Origin of the sequence: Pseudomonas sp. NY15437 (assembly GCF_048068435.1) — a bacterium.
GTDB lineage: Bacteria > Pseudomonadota > Gammaproteobacteria > Pseudomonadales > Pseudomonadaceae > Pseudomonas > Pseudomonas nitroreducens_B.
Genome location: NZ_JBLUQC010000011.1, coordinates 94,248 through 111,016, shown reverse-complemented (window position 1 = coordinate 111,016; position 16,769 = coordinate 94,248). Strand labels below are relative to the sequence as shown.

At 66.8% G+C, this 16,769-nt stretch carries 20 protein-coding genes; 15 read left to right on the top strand and 5 right to left on the bottom strand.

Translation table 11 applies throughout. The annotated features are described in order from the left end of the window. From ACNFIA_RS22830 to ACNFIA_RS22820, 3 genes are read left to right on the top strand one after another with little or no spacing between them, the layout of a single operon-like run. Complete coding sequence (locus tag ACNFIA_RS22830) at nucleotides 1-336, top strand: hypothetical protein (protein WP_259756816.1); 336 nt, start codon at nucleotides 1-3, stop codon at nucleotides 334-336. Further along, nucleotides 336-1,451, top strand: a complete 1,116-nt coding sequence (locus ACNFIA_RS22825) for a glutathionylspermidine synthase family protein (RefSeq protein ID WP_416788923.1) — start codon at nucleotides 336-338, stop codon at nucleotides 1,449-1,451. The genes ACNFIA_RS22830 and ACNFIA_RS22825 overlap by 1 nt, the downstream gene beginning before the upstream one ends. A 9-nt stretch (nucleotides 1,452-1,460) precedes the next feature. Next, nucleotides 1,461-1,859 carry a DUF350 domain-containing protein gene (locus ACNFIA_RS22820; RefSeq protein WP_259756820.1) on the top strand — a complete coding sequence of 133 codons (399 nt, stop codon included), beginning with the start codon at nucleotides 1,461-1,463 and terminating at the stop codon, nucleotides 1,857-1,859. On the opposite strand, the gene ACNFIA_RS22815 is transcribed toward ACNFIA_RS22820, so the two are convergent. Then, nucleotides 1,853-2,383 carry a hypothetical protein gene (locus ACNFIA_RS22815; protein ID WP_416788920.1) on the bottom strand — a complete coding sequence of 177 codons (531 nt, stop codon included), beginning with the start codon at nucleotides 2,381-2,383 and terminating at the stop codon, nucleotides 1,853-1,855. The two genes, ACNFIA_RS22820 and ACNFIA_RS22815, sit on opposite strands and share 7 nt — an antisense overlap. 147 nt (nucleotides 2,384-2,530) lie before the next feature. On the opposite strand from ACNFIA_RS22815, the gene ACNFIA_RS22810 reads away from it, so the two are divergent. The 10 genes from ACNFIA_RS22810 (at nucleotide 2,531) to ACNFIA_RS22765 (ending at nucleotide 9,878) form a co-directional block, all read left to right on the top strand. Further along, nucleotides 2,531-2,776 (top strand): type II toxin-antitoxin system CcdA family antitoxin, encoded by a 246-nt coding sequence (locus ACNFIA_RS22810; protein ID WP_259756823.1) that lies wholly within the window; start codon nucleotides 2,531-2,533, stop codon nucleotides 2,774-2,776. Then, nucleotides 2,776-3,087, top strand: coding sequence for a CcdB family protein (locus ACNFIA_RS22805; protein WP_416788917.1), 312 nt, complete (start codon nucleotides 2,776-2,778; stop codon nucleotides 3,085-3,087). The genes ACNFIA_RS22810 and ACNFIA_RS22805 overlap by 1 nt, the downstream gene beginning before the upstream one ends. Before the next feature lie 43 nt (nucleotides 3,088-3,130). Next, the gene (gene rsxA, locus ACNFIA_RS22800; protein ID WP_416788915.1) at nucleotides 3,131-3,715 is read left to right on the top strand and encodes an electron transport complex subunit RsxA; all 585 of its coding nucleotides are present in this window, start codon (nucleotides 3,131-3,133) and stop codon (nucleotides 3,713-3,715) included. Further along, a complete protein-coding gene (gene rsxB / locus ACNFIA_RS22795) occupies nucleotides 3,712-4,266 on the top strand; it encodes an electron transport complex subunit RsxB (RefSeq protein WP_416788912.1) in 555 nt (184 codons plus the stop codon). The genes rsxA and rsxB overlap by 4 nt, the downstream gene beginning before the upstream one ends. Beyond that, nucleotides 4,263-6,587, top strand: coding sequence for an electron transport complex subunit RsxC (gene rsxC, locus ACNFIA_RS22790; RefSeq protein WP_416788909.1), 2,325 nt, complete (start codon nucleotides 4,263-4,265; stop codon nucleotides 6,585-6,587). Before rsxB ends, rsxC begins: the two co-directional genes overlap by 4 nt. Continuing rightward, entirely contained in the window at nucleotides 6,584-7,624 is a 1,041-nt protein-coding gene (locus ACNFIA_RS22785) for an RnfABCDGE type electron transport complex subunit D (RefSeq protein ID WP_416788906.1), read from the top strand. The genes rsxC and ACNFIA_RS22785 overlap by 4 nt, the downstream gene beginning before the upstream one ends. Beyond that, on the top strand, nucleotides 7,621-8,247 hold the full coding sequence (gene rsxG, locus ACNFIA_RS22780) for an electron transport complex subunit RsxG (protein WP_416788904.1): 627 nt from the start codon (nucleotides 7,621-7,623) through the stop codon (nucleotides 8,245-8,247). The genes ACNFIA_RS22785 and rsxG overlap by 4 nt, the downstream gene beginning before the upstream one ends. Beyond that, on the top strand, nucleotides 8,240-8,953 hold the full coding sequence (locus tag ACNFIA_RS22775; RefSeq protein WP_416788901.1) for an electron transport complex subunit E: 714 nt from the start codon (nucleotides 8,240-8,242) through the stop codon (nucleotides 8,951-8,953). The genes rsxG and ACNFIA_RS22775 overlap by 8 nt, the downstream gene beginning before the upstream one ends. After that, nucleotides 8,950-9,588, top strand: a complete 639-nt coding sequence (gene nth / locus ACNFIA_RS22770; RefSeq protein ID WP_259756832.1) for an endonuclease III — start codon at nucleotides 8,950-8,952, stop codon at nucleotides 9,586-9,588. The genes ACNFIA_RS22775 and nth overlap by 4 nt, the downstream gene beginning before the upstream one ends. Before the next feature lie 107 nt (nucleotides 9,589-9,695). Next, nucleotides 9,696-9,878 (top strand): PA3496 family putative envelope integrity protein, encoded by a 183-nt coding sequence (locus ACNFIA_RS22765; protein WP_259756833.1) that lies wholly within the window; start codon nucleotides 9,696-9,698, stop codon nucleotides 9,876-9,878. 305 nt (nucleotides 9,879-10,183) lie between these two features. Here ACNFIA_RS22765 and ppnN read toward each other — a convergent pair whose 3' ends face one another. The 4 genes from ppnN to ACNFIA_RS22745 form a co-directional block, all read right to left on the bottom strand. After that, nucleotides 10,184-11,575: a nucleotide 5'-monophosphate nucleosidase PpnN gene (gene ppnN, locus ACNFIA_RS22760; protein WP_259756834.1), complete on the bottom strand. Its 1,392-nt coding sequence runs from the start codon at nucleotides 11,573-11,575 to the stop codon at nucleotides 10,184-10,186. Nucleotides 11,576-11,872: 297 nt separating this feature from the next. Then, the gene (gloA, locus tag ACNFIA_RS22755) at nucleotides 11,873-12,265 is read right to left on the bottom strand and encodes a lactoylglutathione lyase (protein ID WP_416788898.1); all 393 of its coding nucleotides are present in this window, start codon (nucleotides 12,263-12,265) and stop codon (nucleotides 11,873-11,875) included. Nucleotides 12,266-12,419: 154 nt separating this feature from the next. Next, nucleotides 12,420-13,637, bottom strand: coding sequence for an argininosuccinate synthase (locus tag ACNFIA_RS22750; protein ID WP_416788896.1), 1,218 nt, complete (start codon nucleotides 13,635-13,637; stop codon nucleotides 12,420-12,422). Nucleotides 13,638-13,769: 132 nt separating this feature from the next. Then, the gene (locus ACNFIA_RS22745) at nucleotides 13,770-14,756 is read right to left on the bottom strand and encodes a flagellar protein MotY (protein ID WP_416788893.1); all 987 of its coding nucleotides are present in this window, start codon (nucleotides 14,754-14,756) and stop codon (nucleotides 13,770-13,772) included. A gap of 138 nt (nucleotides 14,757-14,894) precedes the next feature. Here ACNFIA_RS22745 and pyrC point away from each other — a divergent pair, with 138 nt between their 5' ends. Next, a complete protein-coding gene (gene pyrC / locus ACNFIA_RS22740) occupies nucleotides 14,895-15,941 on the top strand; it encodes a dihydroorotase (protein WP_416788890.1) in 1,047 nt (348 codons plus the stop codon). Beyond that, nucleotides 15,938-16,618: a ribonuclease T gene (gene rnt, locus ACNFIA_RS22735; protein WP_015476175.1), complete on the top strand. Its 681-nt coding sequence runs from the start codon at nucleotides 15,938-15,940 to the stop codon at nucleotides 16,616-16,618. The genes pyrC and rnt overlap by 4 nt, the downstream gene beginning before the upstream one ends. Nucleotides 16,619-16,769: the final 151 nt, after the last annotated feature.

Below are 16,769 nucleotides of genomic sequence, written 5' to 3'. Positions count from 1 at the left end.
ATGAAGAAATCCAACATCGTCTTCACCACCCTGCTCACCGGCGGGTTGCTCTACAACGTGCTGCACCACAATCCGGTGTACCGCGACCTCTATGCCAACCGCGAGGACTGCCTGAAGGACTGGGGCAACACGCCCAACGCCTGCGAGCCGGAATCGTCCAGCAGCAGCGGTGGCGGCAGCAGCTACACCAGCAGCAGCTCCGGGCGCTATCGCGGGCCGAGCTACGAGGACGGCTCGCGGCCGCAGACCGCGCAGAACTACCAGGTGCAGTCACGCCAGCTGGTCACCCGGGGCGGTTTCGGCCACTCGGGCGCGCGCTTCTCCGGGGGTGGCTGATGCGGCGCCTGGCCATGACGCCGCGCCCCGACTGGCGCGAGCGCTGCGAGGCGGTCGGCTTCACCTTCCACAGCATCGACGGTCTGTACTGGGACGAGTCGGTGGCCTACGAATTCAGCCTCGAGCAGATCGAGACGCTGGAGGCCGCCAGCGAAGACCTGCACCAGCGCTACCTGGAATGCGTGGAATGGGTGATCCGCACCGGTCACTTCGAACCCTTCCACCTGCCGCCGGGCGCCCGCGAGGCGATCATCCGTTCGTGGCAGCGCCAGGACCCGAGCCTCTACGGCCGCTTCGACTTCGCCTGGAACGGCGAAGGCCAGCCGAAAATGCTCGAGTACAACGCCGATACCCCCACCGGCCTGCTGGAAGCCAGCGTGGTGCAATGGCAATGGCTGAACGACGTGAACCCCGCCGCCGACCAGTTCAACTCGCTGCACGAGAAGCTGATCGCCCGCTGGAAGGCCATCGCGCCGGACGGCCTGCTGCACTTCACCGCCATCGACGGCCACGAGGAAGACACCGGCAACGCCCTCTACCTGCTGGACACTGCGCACCAGGCCGGGCTGCCGACGCGCTACCTGCCGGTGGAGTTCATCGGTCACCACGCCGGGCGCGGGACCTTCATCGACCAGTACGAACAGGACATCCACCACTGCTTCAAGCTCTACCCCTGGGAATGGCTGCTGCAGGACAGCTTCGCCGAGCACCTGGAGCGCAGTGACATCCGTTTTGTCGAGCCGGCGTGGAAGCTGCTGATGTCCAGCAAGGCCATGCTGCCGATCCTCTGGAAGCTCAACCCGACGCATCCCAACCTGCTGCCGGCCAGCTACCGCCAGGACATTCCCGGCCACTACGTGCGCAAGCCGCTGTATTCCCGCGAGGGCGAGAACATCCGCATCGTCGCCGGCGACCTGCAACTGGAAAGCGACGGCCCCCATGCCGACGCGCCCTGCATCTACCAGGGCTATGCGCCGCTGGCCAACCACGGCGACAACTACGCCGTGCTCGGCTGCTGGGTGATCGACGGCCAGGCCGCCGGCCTGGGCATCCGCGAGGACGCCAGCGCCATCACCCGCGACAGCAGCCGCTTCGTTCCCCACTATTTCGTCTGAAGGACCGCCATGAACCTGCTGCAGACCCTGCCCAACTTCCTCGCCTATTTCGCCTCGGCCCTCGGCCTGTTCGGGCTGTTCACCAGCCTCTACATCCGCCTGACGCCCTATGCGGAAATCCAGCTGATCCGCCAGGGCAACCTCAGCGCCGCCGTGGCGCTGGTCGGCACCCTGCTGGGTTTCGCCCTGCCGCTGGCCAGCACCATCGCCCACAGCGTCAGCCTGGTGGACATGCTGATCTGGGGCGCGATCGCCATGCTGGTGCAGGTGCTGGTGTTTCTCGGCCTGTCGCGCCTGGTGCCGGAGCTCAAGGGCGGCATTCAGAACGACACCCTGGCCCACGGCGTCTTCCTCGGCGGCGCCTCGCTGTGCGTGGGCCTGCTCAACGCCGCCTGCATGACCTACTGAGCGTCGTCACACTCCACATCCGCCGCGCCCAGGTGCTCGAAGCCCTCCAGGTAGAGGCAGGAGGCATCCGCCGCGCAGTCCTGCAGCGACGCATTGCTCAGGTTGCCCCGTGACGCGGGGTCGTCCAGGTTCACGTCGGGGAAGATGTCGGCCACTTCCTCGGCGGTCATGATCCGGTCGAAGGTGACGTTGATCGATTGCAGGCGACCGTATTCCCAATCCAGCTCAACCTCGGCAATCCGGGGGTCGAGCTGGCGCACCAGCGCGTCGGGCAATTGCGGGCCGGCATAGCTGAGGTCGGTGTTGTGACAGGCATCGCCCCAGTCGCTCAGCTTTTTACTGGCGGCGCAGCTGAATTGCGCGTCAGCCTTGCCGGTGCGCTGCTCCAGCTGGCAGGCGAAATCGGCGACGCCCATTCGCGGCCAACTGAGCAGGTCGGCAGTCGTGACAGGCGCAGCGCACGCCAGGCCGCTGGAAAGCACCAGGCTAAAGGCAATGAAACAGCGGGTCAGGCGGAGGGGCATGGCAGCTTCCATGAAGGGAACGACGGGCGTCGGCAGCCGGGAATAGTCCCTCCGTCGCCCCTGCAACCGCAAGCTGTTTACCTCGTAGGAAGATTGCCTGCGACCAGCTATGCGCATAACCTATGCGCATCCACCGTGGAGGTGCCCATGCACACGACCTACGACCCTCAGGCACCGAAGAAAGCCACCAATCTGAGCCTCAACAGCGACCTGCTGAAACAGGCCCGCGAGCTGGACGTGAACCTCTCGGCGGTGCTGGAAGAGGCGCTGGCCGATGTGGTCAAGGAGCGCCTCGGCCAGCGCTGGCTGGAGCAGAACCGCGACGCCATCGAAACCTACAACCAGCACGTCGAGGAAACCGGCGTCTTCAGCGACGGACTGCGGAGCTTCTGATGCAGCAGTTCGACCTCTACCAGAACGCCAATCCCCGCACGCGGGAGGCGATCCCGCTGCTGCTGGACGTACAGAGTGACCTGCTGGCCTCGCTCAATACCCGCATGGTCATCCCGCTCAGCCGCGCCAAGGGCCTGGCGGGTATCCACCAGTTGATGCCGGAGGTGCGCGTGGGCGATGAGACGCTCCTGCTGCTGACCCCGCAGATGGCCGGTATCGCCCGGCGCGAGCTGGGCGAGCCGGTGGGCAACCTGGCGCACCTGCGCCGGGAGATCATCGCCGCCATCGACCTGCTGATCAGCGGAATCTGAGCATGCACACCCTCCGCCCTTGCCCTGTTGTCGGTCGCCGGCCATGACCGAACTCGCCCTGATCCTGGTCAGCGCCATCCTGGTGAACAACTTCGTGCTGGTGCAGTTCCTCGGCATCTGCCCGTTCATGGACGTGTCGCGCCGGATCGAAACGGCACTCGCCCTGGCCCTGGCGACCACCTTCGTCCTCACCCTTGCCTCGGCGCTGAGCTACATCCTGCAGCGCTACGTGCTGCAGCCGCTGGACGTGGAGTTCCTGCGCACCATCGGCTTCATCCTGGTGATCGCCATCGTCGTGCAGGTCACCGAACTGCTGGTGAACAGGACCAGCCCGCTGCTGGCCCGCACGCTGGGCATCTTCCTGCCGCTGATCACCACCAACTGCATCGTGCTGGGCGTGGCGCTGCTCAATGCGCGCAAGGCCGAGTTCGGCTTCCTGCAAGCGACTTTCCAGGGCTTCGGCGCCGGGCTGGGCTTCACCCTGGTGCTGGTGCTGTTCGCCGCGTTGCGCGAGCGCATCGCCCTCGCCGACGTGCCCAAGCCCTTCCAGGGCGCGGCCATCGGCATGATCACCGCCGGGCTGATGTCCCTGGCGTTCATGGGCTTCAGCGGGTTGCTAAAGCCATGATCGCCGCACTGCTGATCATCCTGCTGTGCCTCGCCGGCGTGGTGGCGCTGCGCCTGGCAGCGGCGCGCGGGCATGTCGTCGAGGAGTCCATCGCCGGGCAGATCAATGACCTGCTGCCGCAGACCCAGTGCGGCCAGTGTGGCTACGCCGGCTGCAAGCCCTACGCCCAGGCCATCGCCGAGGGTGACGCGATCAACAAGTGCCCGCCCGGCGGCGCCGCGACCATCGCCGCCCTTGCCGAGCTGCTGGACGTCGAACCCCTGCCGCTGGACGCCGCCGAGGAAACGCCGCCGCGCGTGGCCTACATCCGCGAGGCCGAGTGCATCGGCTGCACCAAGTGCATCCGCGCCTGCCCGGTGGACGCCATCGTCGGCGCGGCCAAGCTGATGCACACGGTGATCGTCGACGAATGTACCGGCTGCGATTTGTGCCTGGAGCCCTGCCCGGTGGACTGCATCGAGATGCGCGAGTTGCCGGTGCGCGTCACCGACTGGACATGGCCGCTGCCGCAGGGCCGGCTGATCCACAGCGACAAGGAGCAGGCGGCATGAACGCGCAAGTCTGGCGCTTCCCCGGCGGCCTGCAACTGCCGGCCAACAAGCAGCAATCCACCGCCACGCCGATCCAGCAGCCGCCGCTGCCGCGCCGCCTGGTGCTGCCGCTGCAGCAGCACATCGGTGCGCCCGCCGTGCCGTGCGTCGACGTCGGCCAGCGCGTGCTCAAGGGCCAGTTGATCGCCAACACCGGCAGCGCCATCAGCGCCGCGCTGCACGCGCCCACCTCCGGCACGGTGGTCGAGATCGGCGAGCAGCCCTACCCGCACGCATCCGGCCTGTCGGCGCCAGCCATCGTGATCGACAGCGATGGCGCGGATGAGTGGATCGCTCTCGAACCCGAGCCCGAATACCTGTCTCTCTCCGGGGTCGAACTGCTGGAGCGCATTCGCCAGGCGGGCGTCGCCGGCCTCGGCGGCGCTGGGTTCCCCACCGCGGCCAAGCTGGCCTCCCGCGCCCAGGAGGACCTGCACACCCTGATCGTCAATGGCGCCGAGTGCGAGCCCTATCTCAGCGCCGACGACCTGCTGATGCGCGAGCGCGCCGCCGAGCTGGTGCAAGGCATCGAAGTGCTGATGCACATCCTCCAGCCGCAGCAGGTGTTGCTCGGCATCGAGGACGACAAGCCCGACGCCATCGCCGCGGTGCAGGCCGCCATCGGCGAACGCCCCATTCGTCTGCAGGCGGTGCCGACGCGCTACCCGTCCGGCGGCGAGCGCCAGCTGATCCAGTTGCTCACCGGCCGCGAGGTGCCCTCCGGTGGCCTCCCGGCGGACATCGGCATGCTCTGCGTGAACGTCGGCACCGCCGTCGCCGTGGCTGACGCCGTATTGCGCGGGCGCCCGCTGATCTCGCGCATCACCACCCTGACCGGCGCCGCGCTGGCGCGCCCCTGCAACGTCGAAGCGCTGATCGGTACGCCGGTGGGCGAACTGCTGGACTTCGCCGGCCTCGATCACGCCAGGCTGGACCGCCTGCTGCTCGGCGGCCCGCTGATGGGCGACAGCCTGCCCTCGCTGGACGCGCCGCTGATCAAGACCGCCAACTGCCTGCTGGCCGCCACCCGCGAAGAACTGCCGCCGCCCGCCCCAGCGATGCCGTGCATCCGCTGCGGCGACTGCGCGCAGGTCTGCCCCGCCAGCCTGCTGCCGCAGCAGCTGTACTTCTTCGCCGAGAATCATCCGCAGCTCAAGGCGCACAACCTGTTCGACTGCATCGAATGCGGCGCCTGTGCCTACGTCTGTCCATCGAGCATTCCACTGGTGCAGCACTACCGCGCCGCCAAGGCCGAGATCCGCGCGCTGGAGCAGCGCCAGCTGAAGGCCGAGCATTGGCGCCTGCGCTTCGAACAGCGCCAGGATCGCCTGCGCCGCGAGGAAGCGCAGCGCGCCGCCAACCGCCTCGCCCGGCAGGAGCGCGCCGCGTCCGTGCAGGGCGAGCAGCCCGCCGTCGAAACCCCCGCCACTCCCGCCGCGCAAGCGGTGATCGAACGGGTGAAGGCCGAAAAGGCCGTGGGCACTGCGACCGACCAGCTCAAGCGACTGAAGATCGAGGCGAGCATGGCCCAGGTCGCGCTGAACAAGGCCGAGAAGCAACTGGCCAGCCACGACACCGAGCAGTTGCGCTCCCAGGTGGCCGAGCTGCGGGTCGCTGCCCAAGAGGCCAAAGCCGCGCTGGCAGCTGCGCACGCGCAGCACGCCAGTGCGGAGCCGGCCCCCACTGCGGCGCCGATGGACAACGAGGCCGCCCTGAAGAAAGCGAAGATCGACGCCGCCATGGCCCGCGCCCAGTTGAAAAAGTCCGAGAAAGCGTTCGGCGAAACGCCCAGCGATGAACAGCGCGCCACTCTCGCCTCGCTGCGCGCGGAAGTGGAACGCATCGAGGGCCGACTCCAGCCATTGCAGGGAACCGCCATGCCGAGCGAACCGCACACCGCCCAGCCTGCCGACGGCATCCTCGCGCTGCGCCAGGCCAAGCAGGCCTATGTCGCCCAACGCGACGCCCTGCGGACGGCCGAGCGCGAAGGCGCCCGTACTGAGGAACTGGCCGCGATCCGCCAGACACTCGCCGCCGCGGAAGCCGCCCTGCACGCCGCCGAGGACGCCAGCGGCAAGGCGCCGCCGGACCTGGTGCGCACCGACAAGCGCCCGGTGAGCGCCGCCCTGCGCGCCGCCAAGACCGAACTGGCCTACGCCCGCGTCGACCTGAAGAAGCTCGAGCGCGAAGGCGCGGACGAAGCGGCCCTGGCCGTCGCCCGCGAACGCCTGCAGGCGGCTGAACGTGCCGTCGCCGACGCCCAGGGCGAGATGCGCCCATGAAGCTGCCGCGCATCAGCTCACCCCACACCACCGGCGCGAATCGCACGCAGAAGGTTATGCTGACCCTGCTGGCCGCCTGCGCACCGGGCGCCCTGGTGCTGATCGGCCTGTACGGCATCGGCACCCTGTTCAACCTGCTCTGGTGCAGCCTGCTCGCACTCTCCACCGAAGCCCTGATGCTCAGCCTGCGCGGCCGCCCGGTGACCTTCTTCCTCAAGGACGGCAGCGCGCTGGTCACCGCCGTGCTGCTCGCCCTCGCCCTGCCGCCCTATTCGCCCTGGTGGCTGAGCGCGGTCGCCACGGTGTTCGCGCTGATCTTCGGCAAGCACCTGTACGGCGGCCTCGGGCAGAACCCGTTCAACCCGGCCATGGTGGGTTATGCCGTGGTGCTGGTGTCCTTCCCGCAGCAGTTGAGCCAGTGGCCGGCGGCGGACAACGCCCTGGGTGTCGTCGAGGGCCTGCGGCAGATCCTCGGCTTCGCCAGCCAGGGGCCGGACGCCTGGGTCGGCGCCACCGCGCTGGACGTGGTGCGCAACAACCACAGCCTGACCATGGAGGAGCTGCTGGCACAGTCCCCCGCCTTCGGCAGCGTCGGCGGCCGCGGCGCGGAGCTGGTCAACCTGGCCTTCCTCGCCGGCGGGCTGTTCCTGCTCTGGCGCAGGCTGTTCACCTGGCACGCGCCGGTGGGCATGCTCGGCGGCCTGTTCATCATGAGCCTGCTGTTCTGGAACGGCAGCGGTTCCGACTCCCACGGCTCGCCGCTGCTGCACCTGTTCAGCGGCGCGACCATGCTCGGCGCCTTCTTCATCGTCACCGACCCGGTGTCCGGCGCCACCAGCAACCGCGGCCGGCTGCTGTTCGGCGTCGGCGTCGGCGTGCTCACCTACGTGATCCGCGCCTGGGGCGGCTACCCCGATGGCCTGGCCTTCGCCGTGCTGCTGATGAACCTCGCCGCACCGACCCTCGACTACTTCACCCGCCCGCGCACCTACGGGCACAAGAAGCCCGAGCGCGGCTTCCAGGCGGGCGACCAATGACGCCCAGGAGTGCCGTGGTGCTGGGCCTGCTGGCGCTGATCGCCGCGGGCATCGTCACCGGCGTCCAGCAGCTCACCGCCCAGCGCATCGACACCGCCCAGCGCGAGTTCCGCGGTCGCCAGGTGCTGGAACTGCTGCCCAGGGGCAGCTACGACAACCATCCGCTGGAAAACGCCGTCAGCACCTTCGATCCCAAGCTGCTGGGGCGCGATGAGCCCGCGCCGGCGTATGTCGCCCGCCAGGGTGGCCAGGCCACGGCCGTCGTGCTCCAGCCCATCGCCCGGGATGGCTATGGCGGCTCGATCCAGCTGCTGGTGGGCGTGACCGCCCAAGGCCGGCTGCTCGGCGTGCGCGTCGTGGCGCACCATGAGACGCCCGGCCAGGGTGATCGAATCGAACTGGGCAAGAGCGACTGGCTGCACGGCTTCGACGGCCGCTCGCTGGGGGACCCGACCGACGCGAGCTGGAAGGTGAAGAAGGATGGCGGCCAGTTCGACCAGTTCGCCGGTGCCACCGTCACGCCGCGCGCGGTGGTCAAGGCGACGCACCTGGCGTTGCAGTACTTCGATGCACACAAGGCGGAGCTATTGGTTCCCGCGACCTCGGGAGAACAGCATGAATAACCCCGGCTACCGCGACATCGCCCTCCAGGGCCTGTGGAAGAACAACCCCGGCCTGGTGCAGCTGCTCGGCCTGTGCCCGCTGCTGGGCACCAGCAGTTCCATGGTCAACGCCCTCGGCCTGGGCCTGGCGACGATCCTCGTGCTGGTCTGCTCCAGCATCAGCGTGGCGCTGATCCGTGGCACGCTGAGCGAAGCCGTGCGCCTGCCGGCCTTCCTGCTGATCATCGCCAGCCTCACCACCTGCGTCGAACTGTTGATGCAGGCCTGGCGCTACGAGCTGTACGAGGTGCTGGGCATCTTCGTGCCGCTGATCGCCACCAACTGCGTGATCCTCGGCCGCGCTGAAGCCTTCGCCGCGAAAAACAACCTGGCGCGCTCGGCCTTCGACGCGCTGATGATGGGGCTGGGCTTCGCCCTCGTCCTGCTGACCATCGGCACCCTGCGCGAACTGCTCGGCCACGGCACCCTGCTGGCCGGCATGGACCTGCTGTTCGGCCCCGGCGCCGCCAGCTGGAAGCTGCAGGTTCCCGGCTACCAGGGCCTGCTGCTGGCCGTGCTGCCCCCCGGCGCCTTCCTGGTGCTGGGCCTGCTCATTGCACTGAAGAACCGTATTGATGAAAGCCTGGCGGACCGCGCCAGGGCGCCAGCGGGCAACGCACCCGCAACCGAGCGCCAGCGCGTCCGCGTGACCGGAGTGATCGAATGAATGCCGCCAAGCGCGCGGAGATTTTCCGCCGACTCAAGGAAGACAATCCCAACCCCGAAACCGAGCTGGCCTACAGCACGCCGTTCGAACTGCTCATCGCGGTGCTGCTCTCCGCCCAGGCCACCGACGTCGGGGTGAACAAGGCCACCGCCAAGCTCTACCCGGTGGCCAATACCCCAGAGGCGATCTACGCCCTCGGCGTGGAGGGGCTGTCGGAGTACATCAAGACCATCGGCCTGTACAACAGCAAGGCGAAGAACACCATCGAGACCTGCCGCATCCTCATCGAGAAGCACGGCGGCCAGGTGCCGGAGAACCGCGAAGACCTCGAGGCCTTGCCGGGCGTGGGCCGCAAGACCGCCAACGTGGTCCTCAACACGGCGTTCCGACAGCCGGCGATGGCCGTGGACACCCACATCTTCCGCGTCGCCAACCGCACCAACATCGCGCCGGGGCGCAACGTGCTGGAGGTGGAGCGCAAGCTGCTCAAGTTCGTGCCCAAGGAATACCTGCTGGACGCGCACCACTGGCTGATCCTGCATGGCCGCTACGTCTGCAAGGCGCGCAAGCCGCAGTGCGGCAGCTGCCGAATCGAGGACCTGTGCGAGTACAAGCACAAGACTTCCGACGATTGAGCGTTATGGGAAAATTCCGTCAGGGTGATTGAAAAAATCTTTTTTACCGCCCACGCCTTTGTCGATATAAGGGGCGCCAACACACCCCGTGTTGTGGAGTGCACCCAATGGCAAACGACAAAGAAGACCTCGAACTCGAGGACGATGTCAGCACAGACGACAGCGATGACGCTGCCGAAGCCTCGGTAGAGGTCGCCAAGACCAACCTGACCAAGCGCCGCATCATCGACAATTACCTGGAAGAACGTCGCCTGCAGCGCCAATTGTCCGACTACGATTTCGATCTGTAAGCCTTCTCCCAAGCGAAGTACCTGCATGAAAAAGCCCCGCGATCTGGCGGGGCTTTTTGTTGGCGCTCGCTGCGCAAATTACGTTGCAGGAACGCGCCATGCGCGATCCCGGAAATAGCCGCTTACAAGGTCAAGAGCCCCTCACCCTAACCCTCTCCCGCAAGCGGGAGAGGGGACTGTTCGGCGCAGGTTGAACCCACAGCATCAGCCGGCACGATCTGCCCCCTCTCCCTCTGGGAGAGGGCTGGGGTGAGGGTGAACCCCAGCCCCGGTATATCCAGGAGCAGATAGCTGCCCCTACAGGATCACACCGCGACGCCCACGCGTTGCACCACCCGGTAGCACGGTTCATACGCCGCGCCGCCCGGCAGCTTCATGCGGTGCTGCTCGACGAAGGCCTGCAGCAGCGCATCCAGCGGCTCCATGATCGCCGCGTCGCCATGGATCTCGTAAGGGCCGAATTCCTCGATCATGCGAATGCCACGGTCCTTGACGTTGCCGGCCACGATCCCGGAGAACGCCCGGCGCAGGTTCGCCGCCAGTTCGTGGGGCGGCACGTCGCGGCCCAGGTCGAGACCGGCCATGTTCTCGTGGGTCGGCTCGAACGGGCGCTGGAAGCTCTCGTCGATCTTCAGCAGCCAGTTGAAGTGGTAGGCATCGTTGCGCTCGCGGCGGAACTGCTTAACCCGCTTGAGGCCGGCGCTCATTTCCCGCGCCACTTCGGCCGGGTCGTCGATGATGATGCGGTAGCGCCGCTGCGCGGCTTCGCCCAGGGTGGCGCCGACGAAGGCGTGCAGTTGCTCGATGTACGCCGCCGCGCTGCGCGGGCCGGTAAGCACCAGGGGGAATGGCATGTCCTGGTTGTCCGGGTGCATCAGGATGCCCAGCAGGTAGAGGAACTCCTCCGCCGTGCCGACGCCGCCAGGGAACACGATGATGCCGTGGCCGACGCGGACAAAGGCCTCCAGGCGCTTCTCGATGTCCGGCAGGATCACCAGTTCGTTGACGATAGGGTTCGGCGCCTCGGCGGCGATGATCCCGGGTTCGGTCAGCCCGAGGTAGCGTCCATCGGAGATGCGCTGTTTGGCGTGGCCGATGGTGGCGCCCTTCATCGGCCCCTTCATCACGCCCGGGCCGCAGCCCGTGCAGACGTCGAGGCTGCGCAGGCCCAGTTCGTGGCCGACCTTCTTGGTGTACTTGTACTCGTTGGTGCTGATGGAGTGGCCGCCCCAGCACACGACGATCTTCGGCTCCACCCCGGCGCGCAGGGCGCGGGCGTTGCGCAGCAGATGGAAGACGTAGTCGGTGATGCCGGCCGAGCTGTCCAGGCCGAAGCGCCGGCTGTTCAGGGCATTCTGGGTATAGACGATGTCGCGCAGGGCGCTGAAGAGCATCTCGCGGGTGCTGGCGATCATCTCGCCGTCGACGAAGGCGTCAGCCGGCGCGTTGAACAGTTCCAGGCGCACGCCGCGGTCCTGCTGGTGGATTTCCAGCTCGAAGTCGCGGTAGGCGTCGAGGATGTGCTTGGCGTTGTCGATCTGCGTGCCGGTGTTGAGGATGGCCAGGGCACACTGGCGGAAAAGTTTGTACGTGCTGCCAGAGCCCGCTTCGCTGAGCTGGTGGACTTCACGCTGGGAGAGGGTTTCAAGGCTGCCCTTGGGGCTGACCGAGGCATTGTTTACCGGTCTTGGGGACATGCTGTATTCCTTGACGATGGAAGCCGGGCGCCGAGGCGCGGGCCTTCCGATAAATCGATGCGGCCGTCCGTTCGGCCGTCATTGCCGGGGGCGTCGCGGCGGGGATTCTCCTGCCCGCAGCGCGCTCCTTCTGACTCTGACAAGCGAATGGCGGAAACTGCTTCCGCAATCGACGCGTCCGGCGTCGATGCCTCCTGAGTATGAACGCTGCGATGACGTTCTGATGACGCCCTGCAAAAGAAAAACCCCGCCAGGTGGGCGGGGTTTTCCGGGAACGCGCAGGCGACAGGCGAAGGATCAGTCCTTGCGCTGCGGGCTCAGTAGCTCGATCTTGTAGCCGTTCGGGTCCTCGACGAAGGCCAGGATGCTGGTGCCGTGCTTCATCGGCCCCGGCTCGCGGGTGATCTTGCCGCCGCGGGAGCGGATGTCTTCGCAGGCCTTGTAGACGTCGGCCACTTCGAGGGCGATGTGGCCGTAGCCGGTGCCCAGCTCGTACTTGTCCACACCCCAGTTGTAGGTCAGCTCGATGACGCTGTTGTCGTCTTCGTTGCCGTACCCCACGAACGCCAGGGTGAACTGGCCGTCCGGATAATCCTTGCGGCGCAGCAGGGTCATGCCCAGGACTTCGGTGTAGAAGGCGATGGATTTTTCCATGTCGCCGACGCGCAGCATGGTATGCAGCAGTCTCATCGGTTCTTTCCTCATCAGGTGCCCGGAGTGCGGGCTTATAAACACAAACCCCGGCTCGTGGCCGGGGATTGTTGTTCTACTGTAGGAGCGAGCTTGCTCGCGAACCGCGCAAAAAGCAAAAGCTTCGCGAGCAACTCGCCCCTGCAGGGATCGCTTAGAACAGCTTGCGGCCCTTGTTCGCGGCGATGCGCATGCGCAGTGCGTTGAGCTTGATGAAGCCCGCGGCATCGGCCTGGTTGTAGGCGCCGCCGTCTTCCTCGAAGGTCGCGATGTTGGCATCGAACAGCGAGTCGTCGGACTTGCGGCCGACCACGATGACGTTGCCCTTGTACAGCTTCAGGCGCACGACGCCGTTCACGTGTTCCTGGGAGGCATCGATCATCTGCTGGAGCATCTCGCGCTCCGGGCTCCACCAGTAGCCGGTGTAGATCAGTTTGGCGTAGCGCGGCATCAGCTCGTCCTTCAGGTGAGCGACTTCGCGGTCCAGGGTGATCGACTCGATGGCACGGTGCGCCTTGAGCATGATGGTGCCGCCGGGGGTCTCGTAGCAGCCACGGGACTTCATGCCGACGTAGCGGTTCTCGACGATGTCCAGGCGACCGATACCGTTGGCGCCGCCGATGCGGTTCAGCTCGGTCAGCACCTGGGCCGGGGTCATGTCCTTGCCGTCGATGGCGACGATGTCGCCCTTGCGGTAGGTCAGCTCGATGTAGGTCGGCGCGTCAGGGGCCTTCTCCGGGGAGACGGTCCACTTCCACATGTCCTCTTCGTGCTCGGTCCAGGTGTCTTCCAGCACGCCGCCTTCATAGGAGATGTGCAGCAGGTTGGCATCCATGGAGTACGGCGATTTCTTCTTGCCGTGGCGCTCGATCGGAATGTTGTGGGCTTCGGCGTAGTCCATCAGCTTCTCGCGGGACAGCAGGTCCCACTCGCGCCAGGGCGCGATGACCTTCACGCCCGGCTTGAGCGCGTAGGCGCCCAGCTCGAAACGCACCTGGTCGTTGCCCTTGCCGGTGGCGCCGTGGGAGATGGCGTCAGCGCCGGTGGCGTTGGCGATCTCGATCAGGCGCTTGGCGATCAGCGGGCGGGCGATGGACGTACCCAGCAGGTACTCGCCTTCGTAGACAGTGTTGGCACGGAACATCGGGTAGACGAAGTCGCGGACGAACTCTTCTCGCAGGTCCTCGATGAAGACTTCTTTCACGCCCATCTGCTTGGCCTTGGCGCGGGCCGGCTCGACCTCCTCGCCCTGACCCAGGTCGGCGGTGAAGGTCACCACTTCACAGTTATAGGTATCCTGCAGCCACTTCAGAATCACGGAGGTATCCAGGCCACCGGAATACGCCAGGACTACCTTCTTCACGTCCGCCATGCCACTCAACTCCACGGGGGTTGTCACGAAAGGGACCGATTCTACTGTCCGCTCGGAGTAATTTACAGAGGGGCGACAGCTTTTGACGACAAAGCGACAAAATCTATCATCGGTGCGACCCGATGCCGCGACTCAGCCCTTGGGCGCTGCGGCAGGCGCGGCAGGGGTCTTGGCCGCACTGGCGGCCGGTGCGCTCGGTGCGGCGGGGGCAGGCGCGCTGGGCGCCGCGGCGGGCGCCGACGGGGCTTCGGCGGGCGGCTCGTCGACCACCGCCTCGCGGGACAGGTTCACCGTCACCCGGCGGTTCAGCGCGCGATTGGCGGCGGAGTTGTTCTTCACCAGCGGGTAGCGCTCGCCATAGAAGCGCACGGTGATCTGCGATTCGGCCACGCCATTGGCCTTGAGGTAGTCCATGACCGCGATGGCCCGACGGCGCGAAGCTTCGCGATTGGCCAGGCGATTGCCGCTGTTGTCGGAATGGCCGTCCAGCTCGATGCGGTTCACCGTCGGGTCGGCCTTCATGTACTGCAGGATGATGTCCAGCTTGGCACGGCCCAGGGCATCGACCTCGGTGCCGCCATCGGGGAAACCGACCTGGCTCTGGCGCACCTGATCGAAGTTGACCGGGAGCATTTTCGTCGAACAGTCCTGAAACTGCGCGTAACCGTCGGCGAAACGGGTGGGCAACAAACGCACCAGCAGATTCTCGCCCGTGCGCGTGCGGTGGCGGACTTCCGGCGTGCGCCCCTCCAGCAAGCCACCCAGCAGGCGCCCGGCCTGCTGTTGGGTACTGTTGAACGGCACGTCCCCGGAGCCCACCCGCACGGAGCCCAGGTTCAGATCGCCCTGCCCCGGGCGCCACGGTGGCGCAGCGGCCAGCAGGGTCGCAGAACCGCTGCCCAGCCAGCCCTGCTGGGATTTCAGGCGGAAGGTCGGCTGCTCGCCGGCGCGCCAGACGAACTCGCCGACGCCGAACCCGCCGACATTCTGCGACAACCGGCATTCGAACTGGTCGCCCGCCACCGTCCATTGCGCATTTTCCAGGCGCGGCTGGAAGGTCAGCCCCCAGGCCGGCAGGCTGGCGCACAGGGTGAGCAGGAGAACGGAAGGCTGGCGCACGGCGGCATCCACACAGATAAATAGGCGTCCCAGTTTCTATCGGTCGGCCTCGGCAAAACTTGATAGCGAGTGCCGGCAGCGGCCTTTTCCGGTAGCATTTCACCCTCTTCCCGCTGCAACCGCCTCCCTGGAATCCGCATGTCCGACCGCCTGACACTCCTGCGCCCCGACGACTGGCACATCCACCTGCGCGACGGCGCCGCACTCGCGCAAACCGTCGGCGACGCCGCCCGTACCTTCGGCCGCGCCATCATCATGCCGAACCTGGTGCCGCCGGTGCGCAACGCCGCCGAAGCCGACGCCTACCGCCAGCGCATCCTCGCCGCCCGTCCGGCCGGCAGCCGCTTCGAGCCGCTGATGGTGCTCTACCTCACCGACCGCACCAGCGCCGAGGAAGTCCGCGCCGCCAAGGCGTCCGGCTTCGTGCACGCCGCCAAGCTGTACCCGGCCGGCGCCACGACCAACTCCGATTCCGGCGTCACCAGCATCGACAACATCTTCCACGTGCTCGAAGCCATGGCCGAGGTCGGCCTGCCGCTGCTGGTGCACGGCGAGGTGACCCGCGCCGAGGTCGACGTGTTCGACCGCGAGAAGCGCTTCATCGACGAGCACCTGACCCGTGTGGTCGAGCGTTTCCCGACGCTCAAGGTGGTCTTCGAGCACATCACCACCGGCGATGCCGCCGCCTTCGTCAAGGCCGCCCCGGCCAACGTCGGCGCCACCATCACCGCGCACCACCTGCTGTACAACCGCAACCACATGCTGGTCGGCGGCATCCGCCCGCACTTCTATTGCCTGCCGATCCTCAAGCGCAACACCCACCAGGAAGCCCTGCTGGATGCAGCCACGAGCGGCAGCCCGAAGTTCTTCCTCGGCACCGACTCGGCCCCCCACGCGCGCCACGCCAAGGAAGCCGCCTGCGGTTGCGCCGGCTGCTACACCGCCTACGCCGCCATCGAGCTGTACGCCGAAGCCTTCGAACAGCGCAAGGCGCTGGACAAGCTGGAAGGCTTCGCCAGCTTCCATGGCCCGGACTTCTACGGCCTGCCGCGCAACAGCGACCGCATCACCCTCGTCCGCGAGGAGTGGGAAGCCCCGGCCTCGTTGCCGTTCGGCGACTATGACGTGGTCCCGCTGCGCGCCGGTGAGAAACTGCGCTGGCGTGTGCTGGAGACCGAGGCATGAGTGACGAGAACGAAATCTTCGAAGAAGAACTCGACGGCTCCTTCCCGCCCGGCCCACGCCATCCGATGGCACGCCGCTTCCGCGGCTACCTGCCGGTGGTGGTGGACGTGGAGACCGGTGGCTTCAACGCCGGCACTGACGCCCTGCTGGAAATCGCCGCCGTTACCATCGGCATGGACGAAAGCGGCTACCTGTTCCCCGAGCACACCTACTTCTTCCGCGTGGAGCCCTTCGAAGGCGCCAACATCGAGCAGGCCGCCCTGGAGTTCACCGGCATCAAGCTGGACCATCCGCTGCGCATGGCCGTGCCGGAAGAGCAGGCGCTGACCGAGATCTTCCGCGGCGTGCGCAAGTCGCTCAAGTCCAACGGCTGCAAGCGAGCGATCCTGGTCGGCCACAACAGCAGTTTCGACCTGGGCTTCCTCAACGCCGCGGTCAATCGCAGCGGCGTGAAGCGCAACCCGTTCCACCCCTTCTCCAGCTTCGACACCGCCACCCTCGCCGGCCTCGCCTACGGCCAGACCGTCCTGGCCAAGGCCTGCCAGACCGCCGGCATCGAGTTCGACAACCGCGAGGCCCACTCGGCGCGCTACGACACCGAGAAGACCGCCGAGCTGTTCTGCGGCATCGTCAACCGCTGGAAGGAATTCGGCGGCTGGATGGAAGACGATCACTGATCGGCCTTCCTGAATGAAAAAGCCCCGCCATCGCGGGGCTTTTTCATTTCTCACGCTAAACCGTCCGGGAGCCTGTAGGAGCGAGCTTGCTCGCGAACGAGACCTACCGGCCAGCTCGGGGTTCGCCGGGCAGGGTTCGCGAGCAAGCTGG